A 25,606-nucleotide genomic window follows, 5' to 3' on the forward strand; every position below is an offset into this window, starting at 1 on the left:
TTATTAGTTAACTTATTGGTTTTATGCTTTTTTTGGTGAAGCTCCGGAGTTCCTGATAATGCACAGTTAAGGGCTAAAAACTGTACACCCTACAGCGCAAAAAGGCTGGTGGTCAATAATAACCACCAGCCTCGCCGTCTCAGGCAGGTAATCTGAATGTCAGATTACTTGATTTCTACTTCTGCACCAGCTTCTTCAAGCTCTTTCTTCAGTGCTTCAGCTTCTTCTTTGCTTACGCCTTCTTTGATAGCTTTAGGAGCAGACTCAACTACTTCTTTCGCTTCTTTCAGGCCAAGACCAGTTGCGCCGCGAACTGCTTTGATTACTGCAACTTTGTTGCCACCGAATGAAGTCATTACAACGTCGAATTCAGTCTTTTCTTCTGCAGCAGCAGCTTCGCCGCCAGCAGCTGGACCAGCTACTGCAACAGCTGCAGTTGCTTCAACGCCGAATTTTTCTTCAGCTGCTTCGATTAGCTCAACCAGTTCCATAACTGGCATTTCAGCAATCGCGTTCAAGATATCTTCTTTGGTTAGAGCCATTTCTCTAAACTCCTGGGTTTAAATAGTTAAAAAAATCAATATGCCAAAAACGCCAATTACTTGGTGTCTTTGATCGCCGCCAATACGCGCACAAATTTGGTAGGTACTTCGTTGATAGTCTGAACGAATTTGCCCACCGGTGCTTTGAAGGTTGCAAGTAGTTTCGCAAGCGCTTCGTCGCGGGTCGGAAGTGATGCCACTGCGTCCAGTTTCTCTGGACCCAAAAGACCACTACCAATAGAAAGTGCTGTAACTTTCAACTTATCGTTTGACTTCGCATAGTCTTTGAAAAGACGTGCTGCACCACCCGGTGCATCAATAGAGAAGCCGTAGATAAGAGGACCAGTTAAAGCGCTGTCCAGGTCTGCAAATTTACTGTCTGCCAGAGCGCGTTTTGCCAGAGTATTACGTACTACCTTCAGGTAGACGCCTTGCTCACGGGCTTTCACACGCAGGTCAGTCAGTTCTGCAACTTCCATCCCACGGTATTCAGCGACGGCAACGGATAGAGCGCGAGATGCAACTTCGGATACCTCTGCTACGATCTCTTTCTTTGCTGCTAAACCTAGTGCCACTGAGTTCACCTCTTTGTATCTGATGCGTTCACAATCGTTTGCTTACCACATCAGGGTTCACAGATTGATATCGCGGACTTTCGTCGTTGATACCGCTCTACGGTGTTTGTTACCCCAGAGAGTCTGAGTCAAACCACCGTCTGCGCAGGCTGTTGGATTAAGTCACACATTGAATGCAAAAGTTCTCTTACCTCTTTTGCTGTATGACACCTGCGGTCTTGGACGGGAGCTGCAGTCAAGCACTGCTGTCTTACAGCTCCAACCCATAACCTTTCAGAGAAGCTGGTGAAATATCACCAACCAAGAATTACTGACCTACACTGGCCTTATCAAGTGTTACGCCGGCGCCCATTGTGGTGCTCAGGCTAACTTTCTTGATATAGGTACCTTTAGCTGAAGAAGGCTTTGCTTTCTTCAGTGCTTCCAGCAGCGCTTCCAGGTTTTCCTGAATTTGGTTTGCTTCAAAAGCAATTTTACCAATGCTTGCGTGGATGATACCGTTTTTGTCGTTTCTGTAACGAACCTGACCAGCTTTTGCATTTTTAACTGCAGTGGCTACGTCTGGCGTTACTGTGCCAGTTTTAGGGTTAGGCATCAGGCCGCGTGGACCAAGAATCTGACCTAGTTGACCAACAACGCGCATCGCGTCAGGGCTGGCAACAACCACGTCAAAGTTCATTTCGCCTTTCTTAACCTGTTCAGCCAGGTCTTCCATACCAACGATGTCGGCACCGGCTTCTTTTGCTGCGTCAGCGTTAGCGCCTTGGGTGAATACAGCAACACGAACGTCTTTACCCGTTCCGTTTGGCAGTACAGTTGCACCGCGAACGTTTTGGTCAGATTTCTTCGCATCGATACCCAGGTTAACCGCTACGTCAACACTTTCAGCGAACTTAGCTGTTGCCAGCTCTTTCAGAAGTGCAACCGCTTCGCTGATTTCATATTCTTTACTTGCGTCTACTTTTTCGCGGATCAGGCGAGCGCGTTTAGATAATTTAGCCATTCGATTAGTCCTCTACGTTCAAGCCCATTGAGCGAGCAGAACCCGCAATAGTGCGTACTGCTGCGTCAAGATCAGCGGCAGTCAGATCCGGCTCTTTTGTCTTGGCAATTTCTTCCAACTGAGCACGGGTAACTTTACCCACTTTCTCTGTATTAGGACGGCCTGAACCACTCTTGATACCCGCAGCTTTTTTCAGCAGGTAAGAAGCAGGAGGCGTTTTGGTTTCGAATGTGAAAGAGCGATCTTCGTATACCGTAATTTCTACTGGTACCGGTGCGCCTTTCTCAAGGCTTTCTGTTTTCGCGTTGAACGCTTTACAGAATTCCATGATGTTCACACCATGCTGACCCAGTGCAGGACCAACCGGTGGACTTGGGTTTGCAGCACCCGCTGCAACCTGAAGCTTAATTAAGCCAGTTACTTTTTTAGCCATTTTGCTTACTCTCGTGTTTGGGTCTAGCGCCTCGCAAATATCGAGATTATTTGCTCTAACGGCTCCCCGTTCCGTTTAAAAGGGCGCGTAATGTACAACAATTAGCCATGCATCGCAAGCCCTGTATTGGTTATTTTTTTGGTTTCTCTGTGCTCTGTCTTCGTATTCCCTACACTGGTTTGTTTTTAATTCCAGCGTCACGTTATTTTTAACTCCATACTCTATTGCTAACCCAGAACCATGGATAGCATTAAGACATTTTCTCACGCCGAGCTAATTATTGCGTGTTGGTGTCGAGCCTTACAAAAACAAAAAGCGGCCTTAGCCGCTTTTTTCAAAATTGTTATCGGAGCCTCTAGCCCTTTTCGACCTGACCAAACTCCAGGTCTACCGGTGTAGAACGACCGAAAATAAGAACCGACACTTTCACGCGGCTTTTTTCGTAATCGACTTCTTCCACCACACCGTTGAAATCGGCAAATGGGCCATCGGTAACGCGAACCACTTCGCCCGGCTCGAACAAGGTTTTTGGCTTTGGCTTATCAACCGATTCTTCAAGACGGTTAAGAATAGCGTCAGCTTCTTTCTGAGAAATCGGCATAGGACGGTCTGATGTTCCGCCAATGAAACCCAGCACGCGAGGAACGCTTTTCACCAGGTGCCATGAATCTTCATTCATTTCCATTTCTACCAGCACGTAGCCTGGGTAGAACTTACGCTCAGATTTACGTTTCTGACCGGCACGCATTTCTACCACTTCTTCGGTAGGTACCAGTACCTGACCGAAGTAGTCTTCCATGCCATGCATCTTGATGTACTCAAGCAGCGTTTTCTTAACGCGAGACTCGTATTGAGAATAAGCCTGAACTACGTACCATCTTTTTTTGTTTTCTTCAGACATACGTTACGCTCCTATTCCCGTTACAAAACTTACCAGACGCACAAGAATGCCATCGATACCCCAAAGTACCAGCGCCATAACCAGTGTCGCAGCCAATACGATAAGCGTGGTCTGATTCGCTTCCTGACGCGTGGGCCAGACAACCTTGCGCACTTCCATGCGTGATTCTTTGGCAAAGTTCAGAAAGGTGCTGCCCTTTTCAGTAGTAGCGGCGATAAAGCCAGCGATAACTACTACAGCAACAGCAACCAGTGCACGATACAGTACGGAGACTTCACCGTACATGGTATTGGCGGTTACCAGTCCAGCAAGCAGTGCAAACACTACCAGCCATTTTAACATGTCCAGTGGGTTGGACTGTTTTTCCGTTTTTTCGCTCATGTCACGATCCTAGCACTACTGCGTCGTTTAAAATCGGCCGCGAATTCACGCGGCTGACGAATATTCTGGCAGGGGTGGAGGGACTCGAACCCCCAACCATCGGTTTTGGAGACCGCTGTTCTACCAATTCGAACTACACCCCTAAATGTCATTATTCATGACAAATTTTACTTACACTGCCCTTGTGATAGTAGCGTCATTTCTGAGGAAAGTGCGGTATCGCAAGGGAGGGAGGCGTATTATACTTAACCGCCCCTCAGATACAAGCGCTTTGTCATCCAGTATTACACAAGTAACAAGGGTGACGCCTGCGGCAGTTTATTCAGCCGGTCGAAAAAGTCGCTTTTCCATCGTCACGGCAATCAATCCGGCCAGAAAGCACAACACTCCAATCGCTTCCATCCAGCCATTTTCTGGACGTGTTGCCTGATATTCACGACTTAACTCATAATAGCGATGCCCACCATCGACGGGGGCTTTGTACCGTTTACCGGAATAGTCAAAGGTGGCCAAGTATTCGATATCTTCTCGAAGCATCATTTCCTTTTCTTTTTTCTCCGTCGCCTCGCGGCCATCGGTGAGTCGCCGCCAACTGTGAAATACATTTTCCGGCTCACCGGGCAGTACCACGCCGCGGGATACGTATTCGTAAGCTGTTACCGGGAATATCTTTTCAGAAAACCCTGCATAAAAAAACGTGCCGCCAATAACCATGAGTATTGTACAGGCATAGAAGAACCGCCGTAGCTTGCTCTCGCGGGTGTGCCGCGTGGTCTCATACCAGTCTTTCACCTGGGGGATCTGACGCAACCGAGAATCTTTCCCGGTAATTGCCAGGCCCTGCAGCATCTCCGACACACCTACGTCAAGCGCATCCAGCAGCCCCTGAAATATCTCTTTTGACGGCAGTGACTTGTCATTTTCCAGCTTCGACAAATAGGACTGTTCTATTCCCATTCGCTGCGCCAGTTCCGGTTGGCTCAGCCCCCGCTCCTGGCGATGTAACCTGATGTTATTGCCCAGAGAGTCAGCGTCAGATGTCATTGCAAATATCCTTGTAACACATTGATAGAGCTAAGCATTCTTCATTATCCTCCAAGGAATAACTGCTGGAATATCCCTGACTATTGTGACTTTAACTGGACTATCACGGAATATTATTCCACGCCAATAAAGCCCCCCGTCTGGTGGGCCCACAGTTTGGCATAAATCCCGTTTTGGGCGACCAGTTCGGCATGGGTGCCCGACTCGACAATCTGACCTTTATCCAATACCAGTAACCGGTCCATCTGTGCAATGGTCGATAAACGGTGCGCAATAGCCAGTACGGTTTTGTTTTCCATCACCTTATTCAGACACTCCTGAATCGCGGCTTCCACTTCTGAATCCAGCGCTGAAGTCGCTTCATCGAGGATCAGAATAGGCGCATCTTTCAACAATACCCTGGCGATGGCAATACGCTGGCGCTGACCACCTGAAAGCTTCACACCGCGCTCGCCAACATGGGCGTCGTACCCGGTGCGACCTTCACTGTCAGATAACGACTGAATAAACTCATGCGCTTCGGCCTGTTTGGCAGCGGCTATCATTTCCTCTTCGGTAGCGTCGGTTTTACCGTAAATTATGTTGTCGCGCACCGAGCGGTGCATCAGCGATGTATCCTGGGTCACCATACTGATTTGCGAGCGCAACGCTTCCTGAGGCACATCGTAAATACGCTGGCCGTCTATCATAATGTCACCGCTCTGCGTGTCGTAAAAACGCATCAAGAGATTTACCAGAGTCGATTTGCCCGCGCCCGAGCGCCCCACAAGGCCCACTTTTTCGCCTGGCTTAATGCGTATATTCAAGTCTTTAAACACACTGATGGGCATAGCTTCATTACCCTGATAAGAAAAATTGACCTGTTTAAAGTCAATGCTCCCGCCCTTAACGGTTAGCGCATCAGGCTGCTCTTTGTCTTTCACACTTACCGGCTTCGCCAGCGTGTTAATGCCGTCCTGCACGGTGCCTAAGTTTTCAAACAGCGCCGTAACCTCCCACATGATCCAGTGAGACATGCCGTTTAAGCGTAAACACAGGCTGATCGCAACAGCGATATCCCCTGGCGAAACGATACTCTCCATCCACAGATATATCGACAAAGCACCAATGGTAAAAATCAGCAGAGCGTTGGCCATTTCCACACAAAATTCCAACACGGTTACCAAGCGCATTTGTGGGTACACCGTCGACAGGAAATTACCCATACTTTCCCGTGCATACTCGGCTTCGCGCTGACTGTGGCTGAACAGTTTAACGGTGGTGATATTGGTGTAACTGTCAACGATGCGTCCGGTCATAACACTGCGCGCGTCGGCCTGACGCTGCGACACTTTTTTCAGTTTTGGTACCAGCACCCTGAGGATAAGCACATAGACCACAAACCACACCAACAGCGGCATTGCCAGCCGCCAGTCGGTACTGAAAATCAACACAACCATTGAGATGAAATACACGCTGATGTATACCATCAAATCGAGCAATTTCATCACGGTTTCGCGCACTGAGAGCGCGGTTTGCATTACCTTGGTGGCAACGCGTCCGGCGAATTCATCCTGAAAGAAACTTAAGCTTTGTCCCAACAAATAGCGGTGCGCCTGCCAGCGAATACGCATGGGGTAGTTCCCCAGTAAGGACTGACGGCTTAACAGCGAGCGCAGCAAGATAAAACCGGGAATGAGCACCACCACGGTGAGCCCCATGCCGATGAGCGTCCACTTTTCATTTTGCACAAAGGTACTGCGGTCCTGCTCAGCAAACCAGTCCACCAACTGGCCAAGAAAGCCAAACAGGGCGACTTCCAGTACGGCCACAATTGCACTTAATACGGATACCGCCAAAATGACCTTCCACATACCCTGGGTATAATACCGGCAAAAGGCCAGAATGCCCTCAGGCGGCTGGGTGGGTTCGGCATCGGGAAACGGCTGGGTAAGACGCTCGAAAAATGAAAACATAACTTCCTGCAATAACGTGGTGTTGGCCGAAGGGGGCATACTTTACCTTGCAGACGTAAGACAGTACAGCGCGCCAGGACAATACGCCAACTGGCTGCGATAACGATTTACATGACCTGTTGACGCAGCCTTGGCAGTTAGCGTTACGCTTCTTTAAAGCCCAGCTTGCTGAGAATGGATTCTACCTTTTCACTGTGTTCTGCCTGCCACTCATCCAGCGTCATACCTGCGTCTTTGTCGGCGCGCTTTTTGGCTATGGCAAACGCTTCTTCAGCGTCTGCTTGCGGGATCACGGCTATGCCTTCTTCATCGGCCACAATCATATCACCAGGATTCACCAGTACGCCTCCGCAGGTGACTGGTTGATTTAGGGGACTCAACTGCTTCTTGGCGCCCGGTTTTGGTACCACGCCATGCGCATAGACAGGAAACTGCATCTCGCGCACCTCTGCACCATCGCGGATCACGCCATCTACCACAAAGCCCTTTATTCCCCGGCGCTGTGCTATGGCACACACGTTACCACCGGCCACCGCAAAAGCATCGTCGGCTTCCACCACAATAATGTCACCCGGCTTCGCTCGGTAAATAGCCGCATGCAGCATCAGGTGATCGCCGGGTTCACATTTTACCGTAAACGCCGGCCCGGCAATGCGCGGCGCACCGTCCCACAGGCAACGAATCTGATAATCCATAAATTGTTTACGAGGAAGGGCATCTGCGTAATCGCAGACCGAAACTGCTGCATAATCCGTGGTCATAAAGCACCTTTTTGTCGGTTGTACGCCATCAGCGTGGTTAATTGTCACTGATACAGACTAGCCAATAGCTTCGTGAAGCTGTTCGTCAGTGAGCAATGGTTTATGGCTCACTATATCAGCCACAGTACAGAAAGTTGTTACAACATATGTATGTTCGCCATAAACTGCTTTTTTGATCCTTCTCTACGTGCTAGAAAAGTGTCCTCACCGTGTTTATAACACCCTTATCAGTAGATGCGCATTCAAGCGCACCGTTTTAGGATAACCCCCATGGGCAGAACTTTACTTAGCCTTAGCGTGGTGATGGCATTAACCGCCTGTAGCCCGCAAAGCGTCGAAACCACGTCAACGACAACAGCTCCCGAAGCAAAACAGGAGCAGGTGAAACAATCGCTTACCTCCGGCGTTATTAAAGAAAATATGGATACTTCGGTCGATCCGGGTGATGACTTTTTCCGCTACGTTAACGGCAAATGGGTAGATTCGCTGGAGATTCCTGCTGACAAATCGTCATACGGAAGCTTTACCATATTGCGCGATGAGTCGCAGGACGACGTGATGGCGATCATTAAAACGTCGGCCGAAGGCGATTTTAAAACCGGCAGTGATGAGCAAAAAGTCGGCGACTTTTATCGTGCCTACATGGACATGGAAACACGTAACGCCAAAGGGATGGAGCCTATCGCCAGCGAGCTGGAAATGATTGATGCCATCTCAAATTACTCTGAGCTGGCATCCTATTTCGCTTACGCCAATCGTTACGGCTTTGGTGCGCCGTTTGCCATGGGACAGACCCCGGACTTTAAATCTCCTGAACAATACATGATTTACACCTGGCAAGCCGGGTTGGGTCTGCCGGAAAGAGATTATTACTTTAAAGATGATGAAGCCTCGCAGAAAATTCGTGCTGCGTACATCAAACACATTGAGAAGATGTTTACGCTGGCTGGTTTCGAGAAGCCTGCCGAAAGCGCAAAGATGCTGATGGATTTGGAAACCACCATCGCTGAACTGCACATGAAAAAAGAGGATACCCGTAACTGGGCGGCCAACTATAACAACGTCGATGTTGCTGAGCTTAAGACGCTGATGCCTGAATTCGACTGGACGGCATTCTTAGCGCAGGCAGAACTGCAGGATCTGGGATCCGTGGTGGTACTGCAAACCGAATTTATGAAGCAGATTGACGCGCTGATTGCCAACACCCCGTTGCAAGAGTGGAAAACCTTCCTGAAATGGGGCCTGTTAAATGCCTCGGCCACGCGCCTGACACAGGAACTGGACGATGCGAATTTTGCGTTCTACAGCACCGTGCTTAATGGCGTAGAAGAGCAGCGCCCACAATGGCGACGCGCGGTAGATTTGCTGAACGGTCACGTAGGCGAAGTTATTGGTAAAGTGTACGTGAAGAAGCACTTCCCACCGGAAGCCAAAGCCCGCATGCTGGATATGGTGAATAACCTGTTACTGGCGTACAAAGACAGTATCGAAGAGCTGGACTGGATGACCGATGAAACCCGTCAACAGGCGTTGGACAAACTGTCCAAATTTACCGTAAAAATCGGCTATCCGGATCAGTGGAAAGACTATTCGGCGCTGACCGTTGAGGCGGATGATCTTTTCGGAAACCTGAAGCGCTCTGCCGATGCCCAGTATGAAGAAATGCTGAAAAAACAAGGTGGGCCGGTCTGGAAACATGAGTGGGGCATGACGCCGCAAACCGTGAATGCCTACTACAACCCGACACAAAACGAAATCGTTTTCCCTGCCGCTATATTGCAGCCGCCATTTTTCGATATGAATGCAGAAGATGCGGTTAACTACGGCGGTATCGGTGCGGTTATCGGTCATGAAATCGGCCACGGCTTCGACGACTCTGGCAGTACCTTTGATGGCGATGGCGTGCTTCGCAACTGGTGGACAGACGCCGACCGCAAAGAGTTTGAAAACCGCACCGCCGAACTGGTATCGCAGTACAATGAGTTTGAAGCCTTACCCGGTTTATTCGTCAACGGCGAATATACCCTGGGCGAAAACATTGGTGATCTGGGCGGCATCAGCATCGCGCTGAAGGCCTACCATATGTCACTGGACGGGGAAGAGTCGCCGGTGATGGACGGCTTTACCGGCGATCAGCGCGTATTTATCGGCTTTGGTCAGGTGTGGGCTAACAAGTACCGCGATGAGGCACTTCGCAGCCGCATTCAGACGGATACCCATTCACCTGCACATTTCCGTGCTAATGGCGCGGTACGTAATGTTCCTGAGTTCTACCAGGCTTTTGATGTGAAAAAGGAAGACGACCTCTACTTGCCACCAGAAGAACGTGTGAAAATCTGGTAACAGATAAAATCATGACAAAGCCGGCTGCCGCCGGCTTTTTTGTTTTATTCCAACCTGTTGTTCAGCGCAGAAAGTAGCGCGCATGCTCTAGTTAACGAACCGTGGTTGCTTTATTCATTCGCAACGGCCGGCGCTTATTCCACTATTTCAGCTTGCAGACTTGCCAATGCGGATACGGCCTCTTCGGCCCGTCTTTCCGGCACGAAAATATGATCATGATAGTAAGCTGCCACAACATTGGCGCTGATACCAAAATGGGTCAGCGCCGCCGTCATCGCCGACGTCATACCTACGGCGTCCAGGCTTGAATGTACTTCACAGGTAATACAACGAAACGTGCCCTCATAGTCCAGTGCGTGTTCTTTTGCATAGTCGACCTCAACAATCAGTGTGATACCTTCTTTTTCCCGAAACATACCTTTTACGCGAGGGTCAAGTAACGCAGTCTGGTCAGGCTCGGTAGTGGTGACAAACACATACGTTTCATCGCTAAGCACCGGCATCAGATTTTGTAGCAGGGTTGCCAGCACAACTTCTCCGGACATGGAGCTCTCCTGTTTAAGATTAGTAATATCAGGCGGGTCGCTCACCTGATAACGGAATGTGTTAGGTTGATTATTCTTATAGCTGCCGCAAAAGAACCAGTACGTGATGCGGTGCGCATATCAGGGGCTAATACAAATTGCCTGAGTATTCTGCACCCTCGCTGCCCGGCAGCACGCTATCATAACGTTAGCGGTGCAGCGACTTCAAACCCGGACGACATGACCCCATCCAGGCTTTTTTCAGATACACCTTCGGCACGCGCTGAATACGCAGGCTGATGATACCGCCGGCGAGGCATTAGCTGCTCAGGCGCTTTGCCCTGACGCGCTTGCCTTTTATCTTTCCTTCACGGAACAAGCGCATTGCCCGCTTCACACTTCGCAACTTGACAGCCACGTAACTCTGACTACTTTGCACAGCGATATTGCCTATGTCCTCGCCAGGTACATCAGCATCTTTGGTAAGTGCGCCGACTAAATCACCGGGTCGCAGCTTTTGCTTTTTCCCAGCCTGCAGCACAATGCAATCATATTCAGGCTGCACAATTCGGTTTTTATGAAAACGTAAAGCCTGCGCCCCTCTCTCAGGGATAGGAGATGACGCACGTTCAGTAATTTTCTTCCAGTGAACCACGTCTTCCGGAGTTAGCAACGTTACTGCAATACCTTGCTTTCCGGCACGGGCAGTCCGACCGATACGGTGGACGTGCGCTTCAGGCTCTTCACTTACCGAGAAGTTGACCACGCAGGCGACGTCTTCGATGTCGAGTCCGCGCGCCGCCACATCCGTCGCCACCAGCACGTTCAATGCGTCACTGGCAAAGCGCATCAGCACATCCGTACGGGCCTGCTGCTCCATGTCTCCCTGCAAGCCATCAGCACTGAATCCTTCGGTAATCAGCTCATCCACAACCTCTGCCACCTGCCTGCGGGTATTGCAGAATACGATAGCGCTGGCAGGTTGATAGTGCGTCAGCACGGCTTTGAGAGTCTGCATTTTGGTATGGGACAATGTCTCATAGGCCACCTGTTCAATGTCAGGGGTATGGCTTTGCTCCGAGGTAACGTCAATGTGCTCGGCTTGCTTGAGGTACGTCTGCGCAATACCGGCAACCTTATCGGTGTAGGTGGCAGACATCAGCAGCGTTTGTACATTTGCGGGAACAGCAGAAAAGATCACGCTGAGATCTTCCTCAAAGCCCATGTCCAGCATGCGGTCGGCCTCGTCCAGAACCCGACAGCGTATACCGCTTAAATCCAGTCGCCGACGCTGCACATGGTCCATCACCCGTCCGGGCGTGCCCACCACAATGTGGCTGCCGTGCTTAAGTGACTGAATTTGCGGTCCCATAGGCTGACCACCACATAACGTCAGCACCTTCAGGTTGGGGATGTAGCGGGCGGCCATTCTTACCTGTTCAGCCACCTGCTCTGCCAGCTCACGGGTTGGGCACAGTATCACCGCCTGAGGATGATACAGACTGGTGTCTACGGCATGAATACAAGGTATCGCAAATGCCAGAGTTTTACCGCTGCCGGTTTGCGCCTGCGCCATCACATCCCGGCTTTCAAGCGAGACTGGCAGTGTCGCTGACTGCACTGGCGATAATTCGGTGATGTTATTGTCTTTCAGCGAACGGACGATGTCCGGATGAACCGGCAAGCTGTCAAAAGTAGCCAACTATTTTTCCTTTTTCCAAAGATTCACGATGCCATTGTCAACGTGTTGAATTACATTGTGGCGCTGAAGCATTTCCTGAGACCAGGCTTGTGACCAGTCGTAATATGCCTCTGACTGCTTAACCTTTTCTGCAGCAGAGCGCAGACGCTCTGCCAGGATGGGATTCGTGCCCGATTTTGATAACGCCAGATAGGTTTCGGTTGCCTGATAGTTCAATGCAAGCGACACCTCGTCACAGGCGCGGTCAAGGTTCTGACAGGCAACAGATACCGCTCCTGCAGAACCGAATAAATAGTCAGCATCCCTACTCAGCAGGGCCGCCATTGCGGTTTCCCATGAGTCAAACGATAAGGTTTTCAGTCCTGCGTCACGTGCTACCTTTCCCCGGTAGTCTTTTCTGATCACGGCAATAGTGGCATCGCCCGATACATCTTCAAGGCGAGTCACCGCCGGTGCATCGGTTTTGTAAAGACCATGCATATTGCGTGTGATCGGTGTGATCCAGTGAAACAGTGGCTCTCTGTCAGGTGTGCGTGCCACAGAGAAAGCCAGCACATTTGGCTTACGCGCAGCTTCGCGCATGATCCGTTCCCACGGCGCTGATAAAATAGGACGCTCCAGCTCCGCCTCTGCCAAAATAGCTCTGACCAGATTTGCTGCATACCCTGTGACTTCCCCCTTCGCATCTGGCTCGCTAAAATGCGGGACATAATCTGCAATCACCCACAAATCGTCAGCCTCAAGCGAAAATGGCTCCTGAAAACTAAGAACGCCTTCTTTTACTTCAACCGCCACCCCCATGCTGCTTAATTCAGGAAGAACTGCATCCAAAAGGGCATCAAACGCAGAGGAAGACTTGTAACGAGACGCAGCAACCGTCAGTCTGGCCGCGAGTTCGGCGTTGTCAGGGTGTTTCGATAAAACCAGATAATTGTAAGACGTGTTCCAGTCGATCACAGGAACCAGATCCCCGCAATCTAAACGGTTTCGCTTACAGATGAGTTGCAGTCCGATATATGAGAAGAATATGCCGTCTGCGCGATCTTTTACTACTGCACCAATCGCCTGTTCCCATGAATTCAGGGACATTATGCTGGTAACGCCATTTTCCTGCAGGATAGTTTCGCGGTAGTCGCCGTGCATCGCACTGACTGTGCCGATATCTTTCAACTGGGCGACGGAACGTCCGGCCAGAGGATGGCTGCGTTTGACAAACATGGCGACATGACTTGCCGTCATTGGGGTAATCCAGTAAAAATCATCTTCTCGCGCGGGCGTGCGGGCTACTGACGTTGCCAGCATGGCATGGTCTTTCTGAATTGAAGTCATAACCCGGGAGAATGGCATGGTGATGAACTCGGCCGTCAGTCCGGCTTCCTGCGTAATACCTTTCACAACACGAACGTTAAATCCGTCGGCGTCATGTTCCAGATTCTCACTGAACACCGGCAACGGCGAAACCGCCACTGTGACGTTTTCACTAGCACGACCTGCCAAAGAAATCAGTAAGGTTGTCAGCATCAGGCATACCAGGTGCCAGTAAGACCGCATCATTCTGTCCGCCTTACGCCAGTGACGATTCCAGTTTCCACTGCAGTGTCTGACCTGCATAGAAAGGCACCATGTCTGTTCCGTCCGGGAGCGACACCGTGTCAGGAACCTGCCATGCAGTTCTTACCAGTGTAATCGTGCCGGTATTTCTGGGTAATCCGTAAAAATCAGCGCCGTTATCGCTGGCGAACGCTTCCAATTTATCCAGTACACCCAGTTGCTCAAACATCTCAGCATAAAGTTCTATCGCACTCCAGGCACTGTAGCAGCCTGCACAGCCGCAGGCATTTTCTTTCTTGTGGCGAGGATGCGGTGCGGAATCCGTTCCCAGAAAAAATTTCCGGTTACCGGCTACCACAACGTCCTGCAGTGCCTTCTGGTGAATATTCCGTTTCAGCACAGGAAGACAGTAATTATGTGGCCGTACCCCACCCACCAACAGATCGTTTCGATTCAGCAACAAGTGCTGTGGTGTTATGGTAGCACCAACGTTATCGCTGGCTTCTTTGACAAAGCTTGCCGCGTCCGCGGTAGTAATGTGTTCGAAAACCACCTTCAACCCGGGGAACGCTGCAACGATAGGTTGCAGGTGCGTATCTATGAATACCTTCTCCCGGTCAAATATATCAATGTGATTTTCCGTCACTTCGCCATGAATAAGCAGCAGCAACCCGTGTTCCTGCATAGCTTCAAATACCGGGTACAGCGCCTCTATACCAGTCACTGCCGCATCCGAGTTGGTGGTGGCACCGGCAGGATAAAGTTTACACGCCACCACACCGGCGGCTTTCGCTTGCGCGATATCTTCCGGGGTCGTGGTGTTGGTCAAATACAGTGTCATCAGTGGCTCGAACTGACTGCCCTGCGGGCGGGCATCCAGAATACGCTGCTTATAGGCCATTGCCATGTCAGCGTTAGTGACAGGTGGCACCAGATTTGGCATAACAATAGCACGGGCAAAACACCGCGCTGTTGCCGGCACTGTTTCTTTCAACATCTCGCCGTCGCGAAAGTGCAGGTGCCAGTCATCTGGCGTTCGGATAGTAAGCGTCTGCATGAAACCTCATCTCTCGTTCTGCTGTAAACCGCGCAATGGCGACTCACGTTTTCTTCGATAACACGACAGACCTTCTGCTGCCGTTAACTATTCGTGATTGTCTTGAAACTGCGGCATGGCCTAAAAGCCTGCTCGCTAAGGTCTAACTTTTCTTGGTGTAGGCGGCAATAATGACGATACGCGTGCCATTCACTCTGCCTTCAATATGCGCCGGGTTGTCGCTCAGGCTGATATTTCTCACCGGTGTGCCGCGCTTGGCGGTAAAACCGGCACCCTTTACGTTAAGATCTTTAATCAGGTGAACATTATCACCCGGCATCAGTCGTGTGCCGTTACTGTCCAGCGTTGGTTCACGCGACGCGTCAGCAAGACCGGCTTCAGCCCAGTCTTTGACGGCATCATCAAGGTATATCATGTCCAGCAAATCCTGCGCCCAGGTCTCGCTACTAAGTTTTTTCAGCATCCGATAAGCGACAACCTGCACGCCCGGCACCTGCGACCACATGGCATCATTCAGACAACGCCAGTGATTCATATCGATATCCTGCTCACCGCTCAGTTGCTCGCGACAGGTCTGGCAGGCGAGGATGACGCTATCAGCATCTTCGGTAGCCGACGAGGGCACTACGTACGTCGCAAGTGCCTCTGTGTTTCCACATAACTCACAGGCACCATTTGCCCGTGCAACAACTCTCTCTTCTAACACGCGTAAACTTTCCTCTGTTAATTACCGGCAGTATAACAGAACACGTGGCGTGATGCTGTGCTTTCAGGGGGGATAACAGCACCCAGGGTGTGGCTGAGAGACGCCGGGACAACTGCCCCGGCGAAAGAAAAAACGTGACGACAGCGTTATGCAGCGTACTTATTCTGGGGCAACTGCCCTGTAGAGAACAGAAACTGACAACAGCGGCATTTCCTGACAAGGATTATTGCGGGCGGTTCTTCTGTTCCACGTAAATCAAGCTGTCGGTGGGATAGCCTTTTTGTGCGGCTTGCGCTACCAATGCGTTAACCGTTTCGCCCCGCAGTGTCGGCGTTCTTGATAGAATCCACAGATAATCTTTATCAGGCCCGGTCACCATCGCATAGTCATAGCTTTCGTCCAGCGCGAAAATCACATAACTGGCGTAAAACGGACCGAAAAACGACACTTTAAGGTGTCCGACATTTGACGCCTCGACGAAGTAAGCTTTCCCTTCTGCCTGCTCCCACTCTCCGGATTCTGCGTTGTAGCCACGGTTGATTACCGAAATGCCGCCGTCATCACGCGGTGAATACTGCGCCGTTACGTGGGATAATCCCTCTTCAAAGGAATGGGGCAGACGTGCAATTTCGTACCACTCACCAAGATAGTTATCGAGCTCAAAGTTCTGAACTGGTTCGACGTTATCCGGTTTTCCGGTGCAGGCACCGAGCAGCAACAGCATGCTTAACACTAACCCCGATGTCGTTTGTTTATACCACGGCATTACGCTTCTCCAAATCTAAGAAATGTCCTGTTTTATACAATAAGGTTGCCCCGTGGCTACCGCTGGTGACCACAGTGTGGTCGTCAGGCGAGAATCGCAGCCAGCCCGGCGAGGCAATCGTGGCCTCATTGACAATCAGTGTGCCTTCGATGACCAGGATCTCCCGCCCCTGGGCTGCGTGGGTGCAACGCCAGGGGGTATCTGCGTCAAGGTGTATCATCATAGTGTTTTCCTGATGAAACTGATGCAGTAGAAAGGTTTTTTCTGCAGGCACCTTGCCCTGGTTCCAGTGCCAGTGTGACCGATCCACCACTATCTGACGTTTGTCACCGGGCTGGAAATAGCACAGTTTCACAAACAGCGTACAGCCGGTTTTCGATGAGGGGGTATGTGAAGTGCCAGGCGGATTACGGAAATAACTCCCGGCGGGGTAGTCACCTTTCTCGTCGCTGAACACACCGTCCAGTACAAAAATCTCTTCCCCTCCGGTGTGCACGTGGGGGGTAAACGAGGAGCCAGGCTCGTAACGCACCAGCGATGTCGCCCGCCCTGACTCTTCTCCTTCGCGCTCCAGCTTTTTGCGCCAGACACCCGCTGCGGGTGATGCCTCCCACGCCATCGTGGTGGTATCAATACACACAGATTCTGAATAGTTCTGATTTAACATCTACTTACCTGCATATTTCTTGTCTTATCCCAGTGACTCTGTCCTGTAGTCTTAACAGTAGCGCAGTAGCCGGCCTGCGGTTATCAAGCATGATAAAGATACTCTTGCAGAACCATTTTGTATCAGTCTCCCATACCCATCCGTAATAGTGTGTGCTCACACACTATTACGGATGGGTATTACATACTTTTCCTAACCCGATGCCTTCATGCTACGCTACATCGCAGAATTGAAAATAAACCACAAAAAGGTAATTTCGCATGATGAACGCTTTGTTTCCTTCCGCCAGCAGGCTGGTATATGGCTGTATGGGCCTTGGCGGTGAATGGGATCAAACACCACCCACTTCGTCACAGATAACGCAGGCACGAACGGTTATCGATTCGGCGCTGGAAAACAATATTACGGTATTTGACCACGCTGATATTTATACCTTTGGAAAGGCCGAAACTGTATTCGGTGCGGCACTCAAAGAGGCACCAGACCTTCGCGACAAGATGATTTTACAGTCGAAGTGCGCAATACGTTTTGCAGACGAGCACGGCCCCAAAAGATACGATTTTTCCAAACAATGGATTACTTCTTCTGTCGAAAACAGTCTTGCCCGCCTGCATACCGATTATCTGGATATTCTTTTGCTCCATCGCCCGGATCCGCTGATGGAAGTAGATGAGGTTTGTGAAGCACTGTCTGCCCTTAAGCAGGATGGGAAAATAAAGCAAATCGGCGTGTCCAACATGCACGGCCATCAGATTGCTTATTTGCAACACGCGTTAGATATGCCGGTGGTGGCAAATCAGGTTGAGATGAGCCTGGCGTTCCGGGATTGGGTGGAAGACGGCATGACAACCGGCAGCCCGGAAAACCGCTCGATGGGCTTTGCGCCAGGTACACTGGAATACTGTATGCAGAATAATGTGCAGCTGCAGGCGTGGGGCAGTCTGGCTCAGGGCCGCTTTAGTGGTGGCCAGTTCCAGCAGGACAACGACAAGGCAGTGGCGGCGCTGGTGTCTGCTCTTGCGGCTGAGTATCAGACCACGCCAGAGGCAATTGTACTGGGCTGGCTGATGCGCCATCCAGCCAATATCCAGCCAGTTATCGGCACGACCAACCCGTCACGGATAGAGGCGTGTGCTAAAGCCAGTGACGTTACATTGGCACGCGAACACTGGTATGCACTGCTGGAAGCCGCTCGCGGACAGGAGATTCCATAAATGGGTATTAACGGCATTCACCATGTGGCGATAATTTGCAGCGACTACCCTGTGTCGAAACGGTTTTATACTGAAGTCCTGGGTTTCACTGTGCTGTCTGAAAACTATCGCGAGGCGCGGCAATCATATAAATGCGATCTGGCGCTGCCTGACGGTACCCAGATTGAGCTGTTTTCGTTTCCTGATGCGCCGAAAAGGCCTTCCCGTCCGGAAGCGCAGGGTCTGCGTCACCTGGCTTTCAACGTCAATGATCTGGATGCTGCTATCGCCTCACTGCATTCTCATGGTGTAGTCTGCGAACCTGTCAGAGTGGATGAGTACACTGGCAAACGCTTTACGTTTTTTACCGATCCGGATGACTTACCGCTGGAACTGTACGAGGTACGTTAGCGATCTGCGCGCCAGCAACAATGCTCTGGCGCGCCTTCGCTGTCATCCGTTTTCATCGCATGCAGATGACGATTTTATCAATCTGTAAGCAGCGGGCTTAGCGACGTAAAAGTGATCAGGCGGTAGTATCATCCAGCAGCGCGAGCGCCCCGAACAGCCCTGACCGTCCTTCCAGACCAGGTAGCACCAGAATGTTGTCTACTGAAACACCGTCAGGAAACACCACATAACCTTGCAGATAGTCATGTGTGCGCTTCACGATGCGCTCGATGAGTCCTGGCGTTTGCATTACCCCGCCACCGAATACGATCTTTTCTGCACTGAGCGTGACCAGAATATTGTGACTGAACTGCGCAAGCACATCAGCCAGACCATCCCAGGCGGGATGTTCGCTGCCAAACGTATCAGAGGGTTGCCCCCAGATTTTGCCTAACGCAGTACCTGATGCCAGCCCTTCCACACAGTTCTCGTGGAACGGGCACACGCCGGTCTGACCTTGCGGCGGCGTTACCAACATGTGGCCCATTTCCGGATGCACAGCACCATGCACAGGCTTGCCGTTGATCACCAGACCACCGCCAACACCGGTTCCCACTGTGACATAAACGGAGACCTGCGTGCCCTGCGCAGCGCCCCACCGATACTCAGCAAATGCCGCGGCATTCACGTCGGTATCTATTTTTACCTCTACGCCAAGTGCTTCCTCGAAGTGACTGGCCAGCGGCGTATTCGACCAGAATGGCTTGGGTGTTTGCGTAATAAAGCCAAATGTCTCAGACGTCGGGTGTAAATCCAAAGGACCAAAACTCGCAATGCCGAGGCGTGTGAAGTGGTGCCCCTGCTGTCGCTGCGCCACAAAAAAATCCACACACTGGGCCAGTGTCTCACCTGGTGTGGTGGTGGCGATACGCTGTTCAGCGAGCACACGTCGGTGCCCATCGACGATGGCACAGTTAAACTTGGTGCCACCGGCCTCTATTACCGCGTAGCAATTATCCGTTAGCGCCATATTCTGATGCCTCTATTTCGGTCAGTCGTTGCTGGGTTGGGTTTTTCAGGTAGTTATACACTAATCCGATGAATAACAGGAAAGCAAAGCCGGTAGCGACAATAAAGCCATACTTGGCATCTCCGCCCATGCTGTCACTGACTATACCCATGATAAACGGGCCAGCTGCGGCACCAGCTGCAGTAAAGAACAGGATTACGCCAGCAACGCTGCCGTGCTGATGTTTAGGAAAACAACTGATACCTTTAGAATTAAACGTGGGATAAATCACCGACATGAAAATGCCTGAAAGTGGGAATAGATAAAGTGCCACCTGCTTGCCACCAGCCAGACCCAAGCCGAAGCACAGCACAATTGCTCCGCTGAATACCATCAACACCAGCGCCCAGTTAAAATGTGACATCATCCAGATACCCACAAACCTGCCCGCCGCGCGCAATACAAAGAATGCGGTCACCGAGTAAATCGCCAGCGTTCGGGCCATGCCGTCTGAATAACACTCGTAGGTTGCTTTTACCGACATGGCATCGCAAACCAGATAACTCGGCATCCATACATAAATTGCACTTTCTGCCGCAACGTAAAGAAAGGCGCCCATGGAAAAGCCAAAGGCATAAGGGTTCTTCACCAGGGCCAGGCTTTGTTTTACGGACACCTGCTCGGCTTCACTACGATGAGTTCTGACATAGCTTGGATAGCGCACCAGAAGCGCCACCACAATCAACAAGGTGCAAACCCCTCCGGCAATCACGTAAAGCCACTGCCAGGCCACTCCCTGGTGGATCAGGTAGGCAACCAGCAAAGGACCGATGATCGCTCCAACACCGAAAAAGGCCTCGGCACCGTTCATCGTGGATGTATGCTGACGCGTGGAAGTAGAAATGTCGCCAATGAGTGCCAGGGCCCCGGTTTTAAATATCCCGACGGCAATACCTGATAAGGTCATCAGGCTAACGATAAAGATAAAATCATTGGCAACCATGAAGCTGTAGCAGGCGATGCCAAACACGGCCAGTCCAATAATAATAGTGGGTTTTCTGCCAAGCTTATCAGCGAGAAAGCCTAAGAATAATCCTGATAACGCAATTCCCAACATAGGGAGTGAGTGCATCAGACTGGCCTGAGCATTGGTAACGGAAAAAGCGATTTTCACTTCTTTAATAATCTCACCAACGGAATCTGACGTCATCGCAAACATCATGAACATCAGATAAGTCAGCCAGCGAATCACCTGACTATTTTTGGTATTACCTGTCATAACGAGTTGTATCCTCTTGACCGGCGATCCGGACATCTGCGGCATCACCTGCTCTCAACTCCAACGTGACATATAACACATCATTAACAAGACAGTCTCGCACGCTAATGACTTACTTTTGCGTATTTGCCAACCAGGAATCGAATGAAAAGCCCCACATATCAAGGCCGTTACGAATAAAAGCAATTTTAATTTGAAAACAAAACTTAATCGTTTAAGATTGAAAAATTAACAGAATTGAAAAATCGTGTAAACCAGTTTGTTGCTTCCAGCAGATCAACTGGTTCACTGCAGCAGGTGATGCCGCAATGGCATGGGGAGTGATATATGAATTATGCAGCAGATAGTCAGCAATGCCTGGCACGAATTGTCGACACGCTGGATCTCAGTGTGCTTTCAAAAAAAGATGCGGCGCTGTTTCTGAATCGACTGACAACGCATTTCGAGGCGCTCTTTACGCGCTACACCGACGTGTATGGCCATCAGTACGATTGTCACTGGCACCTCCACCAGCTTGTTGAAGTTTTACTCGAAGGCATGAAAGCGAGAAAGCCGGCCATGAAAAAGCTGGATGCACAGCGACTTGCCGAAGGCGACTGGTATAGGGATGAAAAGCAGGTAGGCATGGCGTGCTATGTCGATCTGATGGGCCCGACCCTTCGCGATCTTATCAATAAAATTCCTTACTATCAGTCACTGGGTATTACCTACCTTCACCTTATGCCGCTTTATTCGTCACCTGAGGGCGACAGCGACGGTGGCTATGCGGTGTCTGACTACCGTAAGGTAAATCCTGCACTGGGCAGCATGAATGATTTGCGTGAGCTTGCTTCTGCATTGCAGGATGCAGGAATTAACCTGGTATTGGATTTTGTGTTTAATCACACCTCCGATGAACACGCATGGGCAAAAGCGGCGCTGTCCGGCGACAAGCGTTATCAGAATTATTACTACCTGTTTGACGATCGTACTGTGCCTGACCAGTACGAGCACACGCTGCGCGAGATATTTCCGCAGGTAAGACGGGGTAGCTTCACCCACAACGAAACGCTGGATAAATGGGTATGGACCACATTTAACAGCTTTCAGTGGGATTTGAACTACAGCAACCCGGAGGTGTTTAACGCCATCACCTCAGAAATGCTGTTTCTGGCCAATATTGGTTGTGCGGCACTGCGTCTGGATGCCCTCGCGTTCATTTGGAAAGAAATGGGCACAAACTGTGAAAACCAGCCCAAAGCCCATACGCTGATTCAGGCATTTAATAGTTGTCTGCAAATTGTTGCGCCTGCAGTGGTGTTTAAGTCAGAAGCCATTGTGCATCCGGATGAGGTCGTGAAATATATTCGTAAGGACGAATGTCAGCTGTCATACAACCCGCTTCTGATGGCCCTGCTATGGAACAGTTTAGCAACAAGAAAAACCCGGTTACTTACCCGTTCTATGCAAAAAAGCTTCGCAATTGCGGATGACTGTACCTGGGTGAACTATGTGCGCTGCCATGATGATATCGGCTGGACCTTTGATGATGCGGTTGCACAGGACTTAGGCATCAACCCTTACGATCACCGTTATTTCCTCAATCAGTTTTTCACTGGTCGCTTTGACGGTAGCTTCGCCAACGGCGTACCGTTTGCAGAAAACCCGTCTAACGGCGATTGCCGGGTCTGCGGTTCACTGGCATCACTCTGTGGTCTGGAGGGGGCCCTTGAGGCGGGTAACGCAAAAGGTGTCGATGAGGCAATTAAGCGTATGCTGCTGCTTTACGGTATTACCTTTAGTATTGGCGGGATCCCGCTAATTTACTCCAGTGATGAACTGGCGCTATTGAACGATTACAGTTATCTGGATGACGACGCCAAACGTCATGACGATCGCTGGGTAAATCGTATTGCGGTAACGGACGATGACATTGCCATGGCGCTTGCCGACACCGACACCAACCTGAGCCTGAAAGAAAAAAGCCAGAGAGCGGTATTTAACGGGCTGCGAAACATGCTGTCGATTCGTAAATCTCACGCCGTTTTTGGTCGCGCCCGAACTTACATTCTCGATACCGGCAATGTGCACTGCTTCGCGTTTGTGCGGGTGAATGATAGTGGTGAAAAGCTGCTGGTAACTGCAAATTTCAGTGAATATGTGCAACAGCTAAATGGTGACATTCTCAACGCGGTAGGTCACCAGTCTTGTAATGACTTACTGACAGGTGCCTCACTCAGGGGCAGTGAGGACATTATTACGCTTCAACCCTTTCAGCAAGCATGGTGGTCGGTATGAACCATCTTATTGGCATTCATTGACAGACGTCTGCTTCCACCTTTCTCAGGGTGCTACCAAAAAATCTGGGTGTCCCGGTAGCACCCCTTTTTCCCTGACAAAGTCACAACACCGCTTGGCGTCGCAATGACAGTCCTCCTCTTTCAAAGATGAAATTTTTGTCATTAACATTAGGTTTGAATCAATCCTACTTCCCCCTGCACACGTAACCTGTTGTATGTACAAGCATAGTATTTACGGTGACACCATGAAGTGGCTTCATCCTCGCTGCATATCAGGGGAAAACTTCTGCGACTGTGCATCATTTGGTTAAAAATCGTACTTCAATACTAGGGCATAATTTTTTCTGCCAACTATACTTCAGGTTAAGGCAACGGGGTGTGTCGATAAGTGCAAAAGCAACCTTCAGGCACATTGCCGATTCGAAGTTATATGGTTTCGGAATTTTTCATCATTTATCAGCGGGAATACGGAAATACCCGCTAACTGCCTCTTCAAGGACACCTAATGACACCGACCAACGATCTTGAGTACCTTTGCCCTCAGTGCGGGCATGTGAATGGCATTGCGCAGAAGGACATTAAGGATATGTACCAGGAACAGTACGCAGCATGCTCCCACTGCCATAGCCAGCTTGAGCTCGTCCCCGCTTGCGGCATTGGTGATCAGATTAATCTCGTGGTATCGGTTGCCACTCCCGACTTACCGCCGCGATAGCGCTGATGACAAGCGTTACCGGCGGCGCAACGTGCTGTCGCTTTCTCTTACAAGACAATCCATGTCATACAACTACTAAAAAAGCATGACCGCCACAGGCAGGCAGTTACATGGCTAGTTACTTATCAGCGGGAAGGAGAACGCCACTTGTTGCTTCTGTGACAACGCAGCCAATTGTGCAGTATTCAACGACACTTGGTTTCGCTTAGCGTCTTCCGGGCATTCACGGCACCTCAGACAGAGGTAAACGCTCGCCCGGATTAATCAGGATTTATGGAAAAACTCGCGACGCAAGTCTTTATCAATTAGGAATTGGCCACCTAACGCGGATGTGCGCGTGTAGGAGTTGGTGTCCCGAATACCACGAGCTTTTACGCAGTAATGAGTGGCATTAATTGACACCGCCACGTCATCGGTACCGGCCAGTGTCTGGATGGCCACCAGAACTTGCTGTGTTAACCGTTCCTGCACCTGCGGACGTTGGGCAAAAAAACCAACCAGACGATTAAGTTTGGAAAGCCCAATCACTGTATCTTTCGGGATGTATGCAATATCGGCCACACCATCGATGGTGACAAAGTGGTGCTCGCACGTAGAGGTCAGGCTGATATCAGAGACCTGCACCGGCTCAAAAATCTGCATTTTATTCTGAATTTGCGTGATCTTCGGAAAATGCCGGTAGTCGAGTCCTGAAAAGATTTCGTTTACGTACATTTTTGCAATACGGGCAGGTGTATCCGTCAGACTGTCGTCCGTTAAGTCTAATCCAAGCGTATCCATGACATCCCGCATTGCCGATTCAATGCGCTCGCGTTTTTGTTCGTTGGTCAGCCCGGTCTCCACCATTGGCGTTTCCAGACCTTTTGCTAACAGCGCATCGCGAACCTTGCGGGCTTCTTTTGATATTGATGGATCCAGCGCGTCACGCACTATTACCGCTTCTTTTGCTAACATTGACCTTTTCCGTATTTGTTTTACTTCTCCAACCTATACGTTTTAACGACAATGGCAGGATTAGTCACAGATAACTATATGACATAATTTTAATTTTTCACCAGCAAACTTGTTATATGTCATGCTCGTAAGTACAAGTTTACATTTGTGCAGGAGACCCCTCTTTGGACATACCCGTTTTAATCACCGGCGCCAGTCAGCGCCTTGGCCTGGCAATCGCAAAAGATCTGCTTTCTCAATCTGTCCCTGTGATTATTACTTACAGAACACCAAAGCCTGCAGTTGAAGAGTTAGAAGCCTCTGGGGCGACCACAATTCAGGCGGATTTTACCACTCCACAGGGTATTGATCGAGCAATCGATCACATTCAGAGTGTGTCGCCAGCGTTACGCGCCATTATTCATAACGCGTCAGACTGGGAGTCCGAGTCAGAACACACCGATTACCAGCAGCTAATGACACGCATGATGCAGGTGCATGCCGTTGCGCCCTACCGGATGAATCAGGCGTTGTCTGGCCTGCTTACCAAACAGCCGGGGCCGGCAGATATTATTCATATGACTGATTACGTTCAGGATACCGGCAGTGAGAAACACATTGCTTACGCGGCGAGCAAAGCCGCGCTGCATAACCTCACCCTCTCCTTTGCCAAAAAGCTGGCGCCGAAAGTGAAAGTTAACAGCATAGCGCCTGCGCTACTCATGTTTAATGACGGAGACAGCGATGCCTACCGGGAAAAGGCCCGCAAGAAATCGTTGCTTGAGACAGTGCCTGGCGCGGCCGAAGCCGTGAAAGCAGTAAATTATCTGCTTGCCAGTGAATACATGACCGGCCAGACACTGCATCTGGATGGTGGCAGGCTGTTGAAATAAACCA

General features: G+C 50.4%; 25 protein-coding genes and 1 tRNA gene. 6 read left to right on the top strand and 20 right to left on the bottom strand.

The annotated features are described in order from the left end of the window. Positions 1-164: 164 nt before the first annotated feature. The 10 genes from rplL to ACLBLI_RS17110 form a co-directional block, all read right to left on the bottom strand. Positions 165-542, bottom strand: coding sequence for a 50S ribosomal protein L7/L12 (gene rplL / locus ACLBLI_RS17065; RefSeq protein ID WP_414828738.1), 378 nt, complete (start codon positions 540-542; stop codon positions 165-167). Between the two features lie 56 nt (positions 543-598). Continuing rightward, a complete protein-coding gene (gene rplJ, locus ACLBLI_RS17070) occupies positions 599-1,117 on the bottom strand; it encodes a 50S ribosomal protein L10 (RefSeq protein WP_218311280.1) in 519 nt (172 codons plus the stop codon). Between the two features lie 307 nt (positions 1,118-1,424). Beyond that, a complete protein-coding gene (rplA, locus tag ACLBLI_RS17075) occupies positions 1,425-2,120 on the bottom strand; it encodes a 50S ribosomal protein L1 (protein ID WP_414828739.1) in 696 nt (231 codons plus the stop codon). A 4-nt stretch (positions 2,121-2,124) separates the two neighbouring features. Further along, positions 2,125-2,553, bottom strand: a complete 429-nt coding sequence (gene rplK / locus ACLBLI_RS17080; protein WP_169211502.1) for a 50S ribosomal protein L11 — start codon at positions 2,551-2,553, stop codon at positions 2,125-2,127. Between the two features lie 355 nt (positions 2,554-2,908). Beyond that, on the bottom strand, positions 2,909-3,454 hold the full coding sequence (gene nusG, locus ACLBLI_RS17085) for a transcription termination/antitermination protein NusG (RefSeq protein WP_218311273.1): 546 nt from the start codon (positions 3,452-3,454) through the stop codon (positions 2,909-2,911). A 3-nt stretch (positions 3,455-3,457) separates the two neighbouring features. Then, positions 3,458-3,835 (bottom strand): preprotein translocase subunit SecE, encoded by a 378-nt coding sequence (gene secE, locus ACLBLI_RS17090; RefSeq protein ID WP_414828740.1) that lies wholly within the window; start codon positions 3,833-3,835, stop codon positions 3,458-3,460. A gap of 66 nt (positions 3,836-3,901) precedes the next feature. Beyond that, positions 3,902-3,978 (bottom strand) — tRNA-Trp (locus tag ACLBLI_RS17095). 175 nt (positions 3,979-4,153) lie between these two features. After that, the gene (locus ACLBLI_RS17100; RefSeq protein WP_414828741.1) at positions 4,154-4,879 is read right to left on the bottom strand and encodes a helix-turn-helix domain-containing protein; all 726 of its coding nucleotides are present in this window, start codon (positions 4,877-4,879) and stop codon (positions 4,154-4,156) included. 113 nt (positions 4,880-4,992) lie between these two features. After that, the gene (locus tag ACLBLI_RS17105) at positions 4,993-6,834 is read right to left on the bottom strand and encodes an ABC transporter ATP-binding protein (RefSeq protein WP_414828742.1); all 1,842 of its coding nucleotides are present in this window, start codon (positions 6,832-6,834) and stop codon (positions 4,993-4,995) included. Positions 6,835-6,977: 143 nt separating this feature from the next. Next, on the bottom strand, positions 6,978-7,595 hold the full coding sequence (locus ACLBLI_RS17110) for an RraA family protein (protein WP_414828743.1): 618 nt from the start codon (positions 7,593-7,595) through the stop codon (positions 6,978-6,980). A gap of 270 nt (positions 7,596-7,865) precedes the next feature. On the opposite strand from ACLBLI_RS17110, the gene ACLBLI_RS17115 reads away from it, so the two are divergent. After that, entirely contained in the window at positions 7,866-9,938 is a 2,073-nt protein-coding gene (locus ACLBLI_RS17115) for a M13 family metallopeptidase (RefSeq protein ID WP_414828744.1), read from the top strand. Positions 9,939-10,072: 134 nt separating this feature from the next. Here ACLBLI_RS17115 and ACLBLI_RS17120 read toward each other — a convergent pair whose 3' ends face one another. The 7 genes from ACLBLI_RS17120 to ACLBLI_RS17150 all read right to left on the bottom strand — a co-directional run bounded on the left by ACLBLI_RS17120 (position 10,073) and on the right by ACLBLI_RS17150 (position 16,911). After that, positions 10,073-10,483 carry an ACT domain-containing protein gene (locus ACLBLI_RS17120; protein ID WP_414828745.1) on the bottom strand — a complete coding sequence of 137 codons (411 nt, stop codon included), beginning with the start codon at positions 10,481-10,483 and terminating at the stop codon, positions 10,073-10,075. Positions 10,484-10,781: 298 nt separating this feature from the next. Continuing rightward, the gene (dbpA, locus tag ACLBLI_RS17125; RefSeq protein ID WP_414828746.1) at positions 10,782-12,164 is read right to left on the bottom strand and encodes an ATP-dependent RNA helicase DbpA; all 1,383 of its coding nucleotides are present in this window, start codon (positions 12,162-12,164) and stop codon (positions 10,782-10,784) included. After that, a complete protein-coding gene (locus tag ACLBLI_RS17130) occupies positions 12,165-13,718 on the bottom strand; it encodes a substrate-binding periplasmic protein (protein WP_414828747.1) in 1,554 nt (517 codons plus the stop codon). 10 nt (positions 13,719-13,728) lie between these two features. Continuing rightward, complete coding sequence (gene pyrC / locus ACLBLI_RS17135) at positions 13,729-14,772, bottom strand: dihydroorotase (protein WP_414828748.1); 1,044 nt, start codon at positions 14,770-14,772, stop codon at positions 13,729-13,731. 142 nt (positions 14,773-14,914) lie between these two features. After that, positions 14,915-15,478, bottom strand: coding sequence for a PhnA domain-containing protein (locus ACLBLI_RS17140; protein ID WP_414828749.1), 564 nt, complete (start codon positions 15,476-15,478; stop codon positions 14,915-14,917). 223 nt (positions 15,479-15,701) lie between these two features. Further along, the gene (locus tag ACLBLI_RS17145) at positions 15,702-16,244 is read right to left on the bottom strand and encodes a lipocalin family protein (RefSeq protein ID WP_414828750.1); all 543 of its coding nucleotides are present in this window, start codon (positions 16,242-16,244) and stop codon (positions 15,702-15,704) included. After that, positions 16,231-16,911: a cupin domain-containing protein gene (locus tag ACLBLI_RS17150; RefSeq protein WP_414828751.1), complete on the bottom strand. Its 681-nt coding sequence runs from the start codon at positions 16,909-16,911 to the stop codon at positions 16,231-16,233. Before ACLBLI_RS17150 ends, ACLBLI_RS17145 begins: the two co-directional genes overlap by 14 nt. 263 nt (positions 16,912-17,174) lie before the next feature. Between ACLBLI_RS17150 and ACLBLI_RS17155 the strand changes: the two genes are divergently transcribed. Together ACLBLI_RS17155 and ACLBLI_RS17160 are read left to right on the top strand one after the other, a co-directional pair. Then, complete coding sequence (locus ACLBLI_RS17155; RefSeq protein ID WP_414830993.1) at positions 17,175-18,125, top strand: aldo/keto reductase; 951 nt, start codon at positions 17,175-17,177, stop codon at positions 18,123-18,125. Next, entirely contained in the window at positions 18,126-18,515 is a 390-nt protein-coding gene (locus ACLBLI_RS17160; protein WP_414828752.1) for a VOC family protein, read from the top strand. A gap of 115 nt (positions 18,516-18,630) precedes the next feature. Here the strand turns inward: ACLBLI_RS17160 and ACLBLI_RS17165 are convergent, their stop codons facing one another. Together ACLBLI_RS17165 and ACLBLI_RS17170 are read right to left on the bottom strand one after the other, a co-directional pair. Next, on the bottom strand, positions 18,631-19,524 hold the full coding sequence (locus tag ACLBLI_RS17165; RefSeq protein WP_414828753.1) for an ROK family protein: 894 nt from the start codon (positions 19,522-19,524) through the stop codon (positions 18,631-18,633). Beyond that, positions 19,508-20,731: an MFS transporter gene (locus tag ACLBLI_RS17170; protein ID WP_414830994.1), complete on the bottom strand. Its 1,224-nt coding sequence runs from the start codon at positions 20,729-20,731 to the stop codon at positions 19,508-19,510. The genes ACLBLI_RS17165 and ACLBLI_RS17170 overlap by 17 nt, the downstream gene beginning before the upstream one ends. Before the next feature lie 378 nt (positions 20,732-21,109). Here ACLBLI_RS17170 and ACLBLI_RS17175 point away from each other — a divergent pair, with 378 nt between their 5' ends. Together ACLBLI_RS17175 and ACLBLI_RS17180 are read left to right on the top strand one after the other, a co-directional pair. After that, a complete protein-coding gene (locus ACLBLI_RS17175) occupies positions 21,110-23,059 on the top strand; it encodes an alpha-amylase family protein (protein ID WP_414828754.1) in 1,950 nt (649 codons plus the stop codon). Between the two features lie 507 nt (positions 23,060-23,566). Then, the gene (locus tag ACLBLI_RS17180) at positions 23,567-23,776 is read left to right on the top strand and encodes a hypothetical protein (RefSeq protein WP_414828755.1); all 210 of its coding nucleotides are present in this window, start codon (positions 23,567-23,569) and stop codon (positions 23,774-23,776) included. Positions 23,777-24,040: 264 nt separating this feature from the next. On the opposite strand, the gene folE is transcribed toward ACLBLI_RS17180, so the two are convergent. After that, entirely contained in the window at positions 24,041-24,730 is a 690-nt protein-coding gene (gene folE, locus ACLBLI_RS17185; protein WP_414828756.1) for a GTP cyclohydrolase I FolE, read from the bottom strand. Positions 24,731-24,894: 164 nt separating this feature from the next. Here folE and folM point away from each other — a divergent pair, with 164 nt between their 5' ends. Beyond that, complete coding sequence (gene folM / locus ACLBLI_RS17190; protein WP_414828757.1) at positions 24,895-25,602, top strand: dihydromonapterin reductase; 708 nt, start codon at positions 24,895-24,897, stop codon at positions 25,600-25,602. Positions 25,603-25,606 lie beyond the last annotated feature (4 nt).

Origin of the sequence: Alteromonas sp. H39 (assembly GCF_047556435.1) — a bacterium.
GTDB lineage: Bacteria > Pseudomonadota > Gammaproteobacteria > Enterobacterales > Alteromonadaceae > Alteromonas.

Bases quoted from the DNA above. Each gene is read 5' to 3' on its own strand.
- ACLBLI_RS17175 (WP_414828754.1), top strand. From the start codon at position 21,110: ATGAATTATGCAGCAGATAGTCAGCAATGCCTGGCACGAATTGTCGAC.
- ACLBLI_RS17160 (WP_414828752.1), top strand. From the start codon at position 18,126: ATGGGTATTAACGGCATTCACCATGTGGCGATAATTTGCAGCGACTAC.
- ACLBLI_RS17110 (WP_414828743.1), bottom strand. From the start codon at position 7,595: ATGACCACGGATTATGCAGCAGTTTCGGTCTGCGATTACGCAGATGCC.
- ACLBLI_RS17165 (WP_414828753.1), bottom strand. From the start codon at position 19,524: ATGGCGCTAACGGATAATTGCTACGCGGTAATAGAGGCCGGTGGCACC.
- ACLBLI_RS17100 (WP_414828741.1), bottom strand. From the start codon at position 4,879: ATGACATCTGACGCTGACTCTCTGGGCAATAACATCAGGTTACATCGC.
- nusG (WP_218311273.1), bottom strand. From the start codon at position 3,454: ATGTCTGAAGAAAACAAAAAAAGATGGTACGTAGTTCAGGCTTATTCT.
- ACLBLI_RS17130 (WP_414828747.1), bottom strand. From the start codon at position 13,718: ATGATGCGGTCTTACTGGCACCTGGTATGCCTGATGCTGACAACCTTA.
- ACLBLI_RS17145 (WP_414828750.1), bottom strand. From the start codon at position 16,244: ATGCCGTGGTATAAACAAACGACATCGGGGTTAGTGTTAAGCATGCTG.
- rplL (WP_414828738.1), bottom strand. From the start codon at position 542: ATGGCTCTAACCAAAGAAGATATCTTGAACGCGATTGCTGAAATGCCA.
- ACLBLI_RS17105 (WP_414828742.1), bottom strand. From the start codon at position 6,834: ATGTTTTCATTTTTCGAGCGTCTTACCCAGCCGTTTCCCGATGCCGAA.
- ACLBLI_RS17170 (WP_414830994.1), bottom strand. From the start codon at position 20,731: ATGTTCATGATGTTTGCGATGACGTCAGATTCCGTTGGTGAGATTATT.
- ACLBLI_RS17155 (WP_414830993.1), top strand. From the start codon at position 17,175: ATGAACGCTTTGTTTCCTTCCGCCAGCAGGCTGGTATATGGCTGTATG.
- rplA (WP_414828739.1), bottom strand. From the start codon at position 2,120: ATGGCTAAATTATCTAAACGCGCTCGCCTGATCCGCGAAAAAGTAGAC.
- folE (WP_414828756.1), bottom strand. From the start codon at position 24,730: ATGTTAGCAAAAGAAGCGGTAATAGTGCGTGACGCGCTGGATCCATCA.
- secE (WP_414828740.1), bottom strand. From the start codon at position 3,835: ATGAGCGAAAAAACGGAAAAACAGTCCAACCCACTGGACATGTTAAAA.
- rplK (WP_169211502.1), bottom strand. From the start codon at position 2,553: ATGGCTAAAAAAGTAACTGGCTTAATTAAGCTTCAGGTTGCAGCGGGT.
- ACLBLI_RS17120 (WP_414828745.1), bottom strand. From the start codon at position 10,483: ATGTCCGGAGAAGTTGTGCTGGCAACCCTGCTACAAAATCTGATGCCG.
- ACLBLI_RS17180 (WP_414828755.1), top strand. From the start codon at position 23,567: ATGACACCGACCAACGATCTTGAGTACCTTTGCCCTCAGTGCGGGCAT.
- pyrC (WP_414828748.1), bottom strand. From the start codon at position 14,772: ATGCAGACGCTTACTATCCGAACGCCAGATGACTGGCACCTGCACTTT.
- ACLBLI_RS17115 (WP_414828744.1), top strand. From the start codon at position 7,866: ATGGGCAGAACTTTACTTAGCCTTAGCGTGGTGATGGCATTAACCGCC.
- ACLBLI_RS17150 (WP_414828751.1), bottom strand. From the start codon at position 16,911: ATGTTAAATCAGAACTATTCAGAATCTGTGTGTATTGATACCACCACG.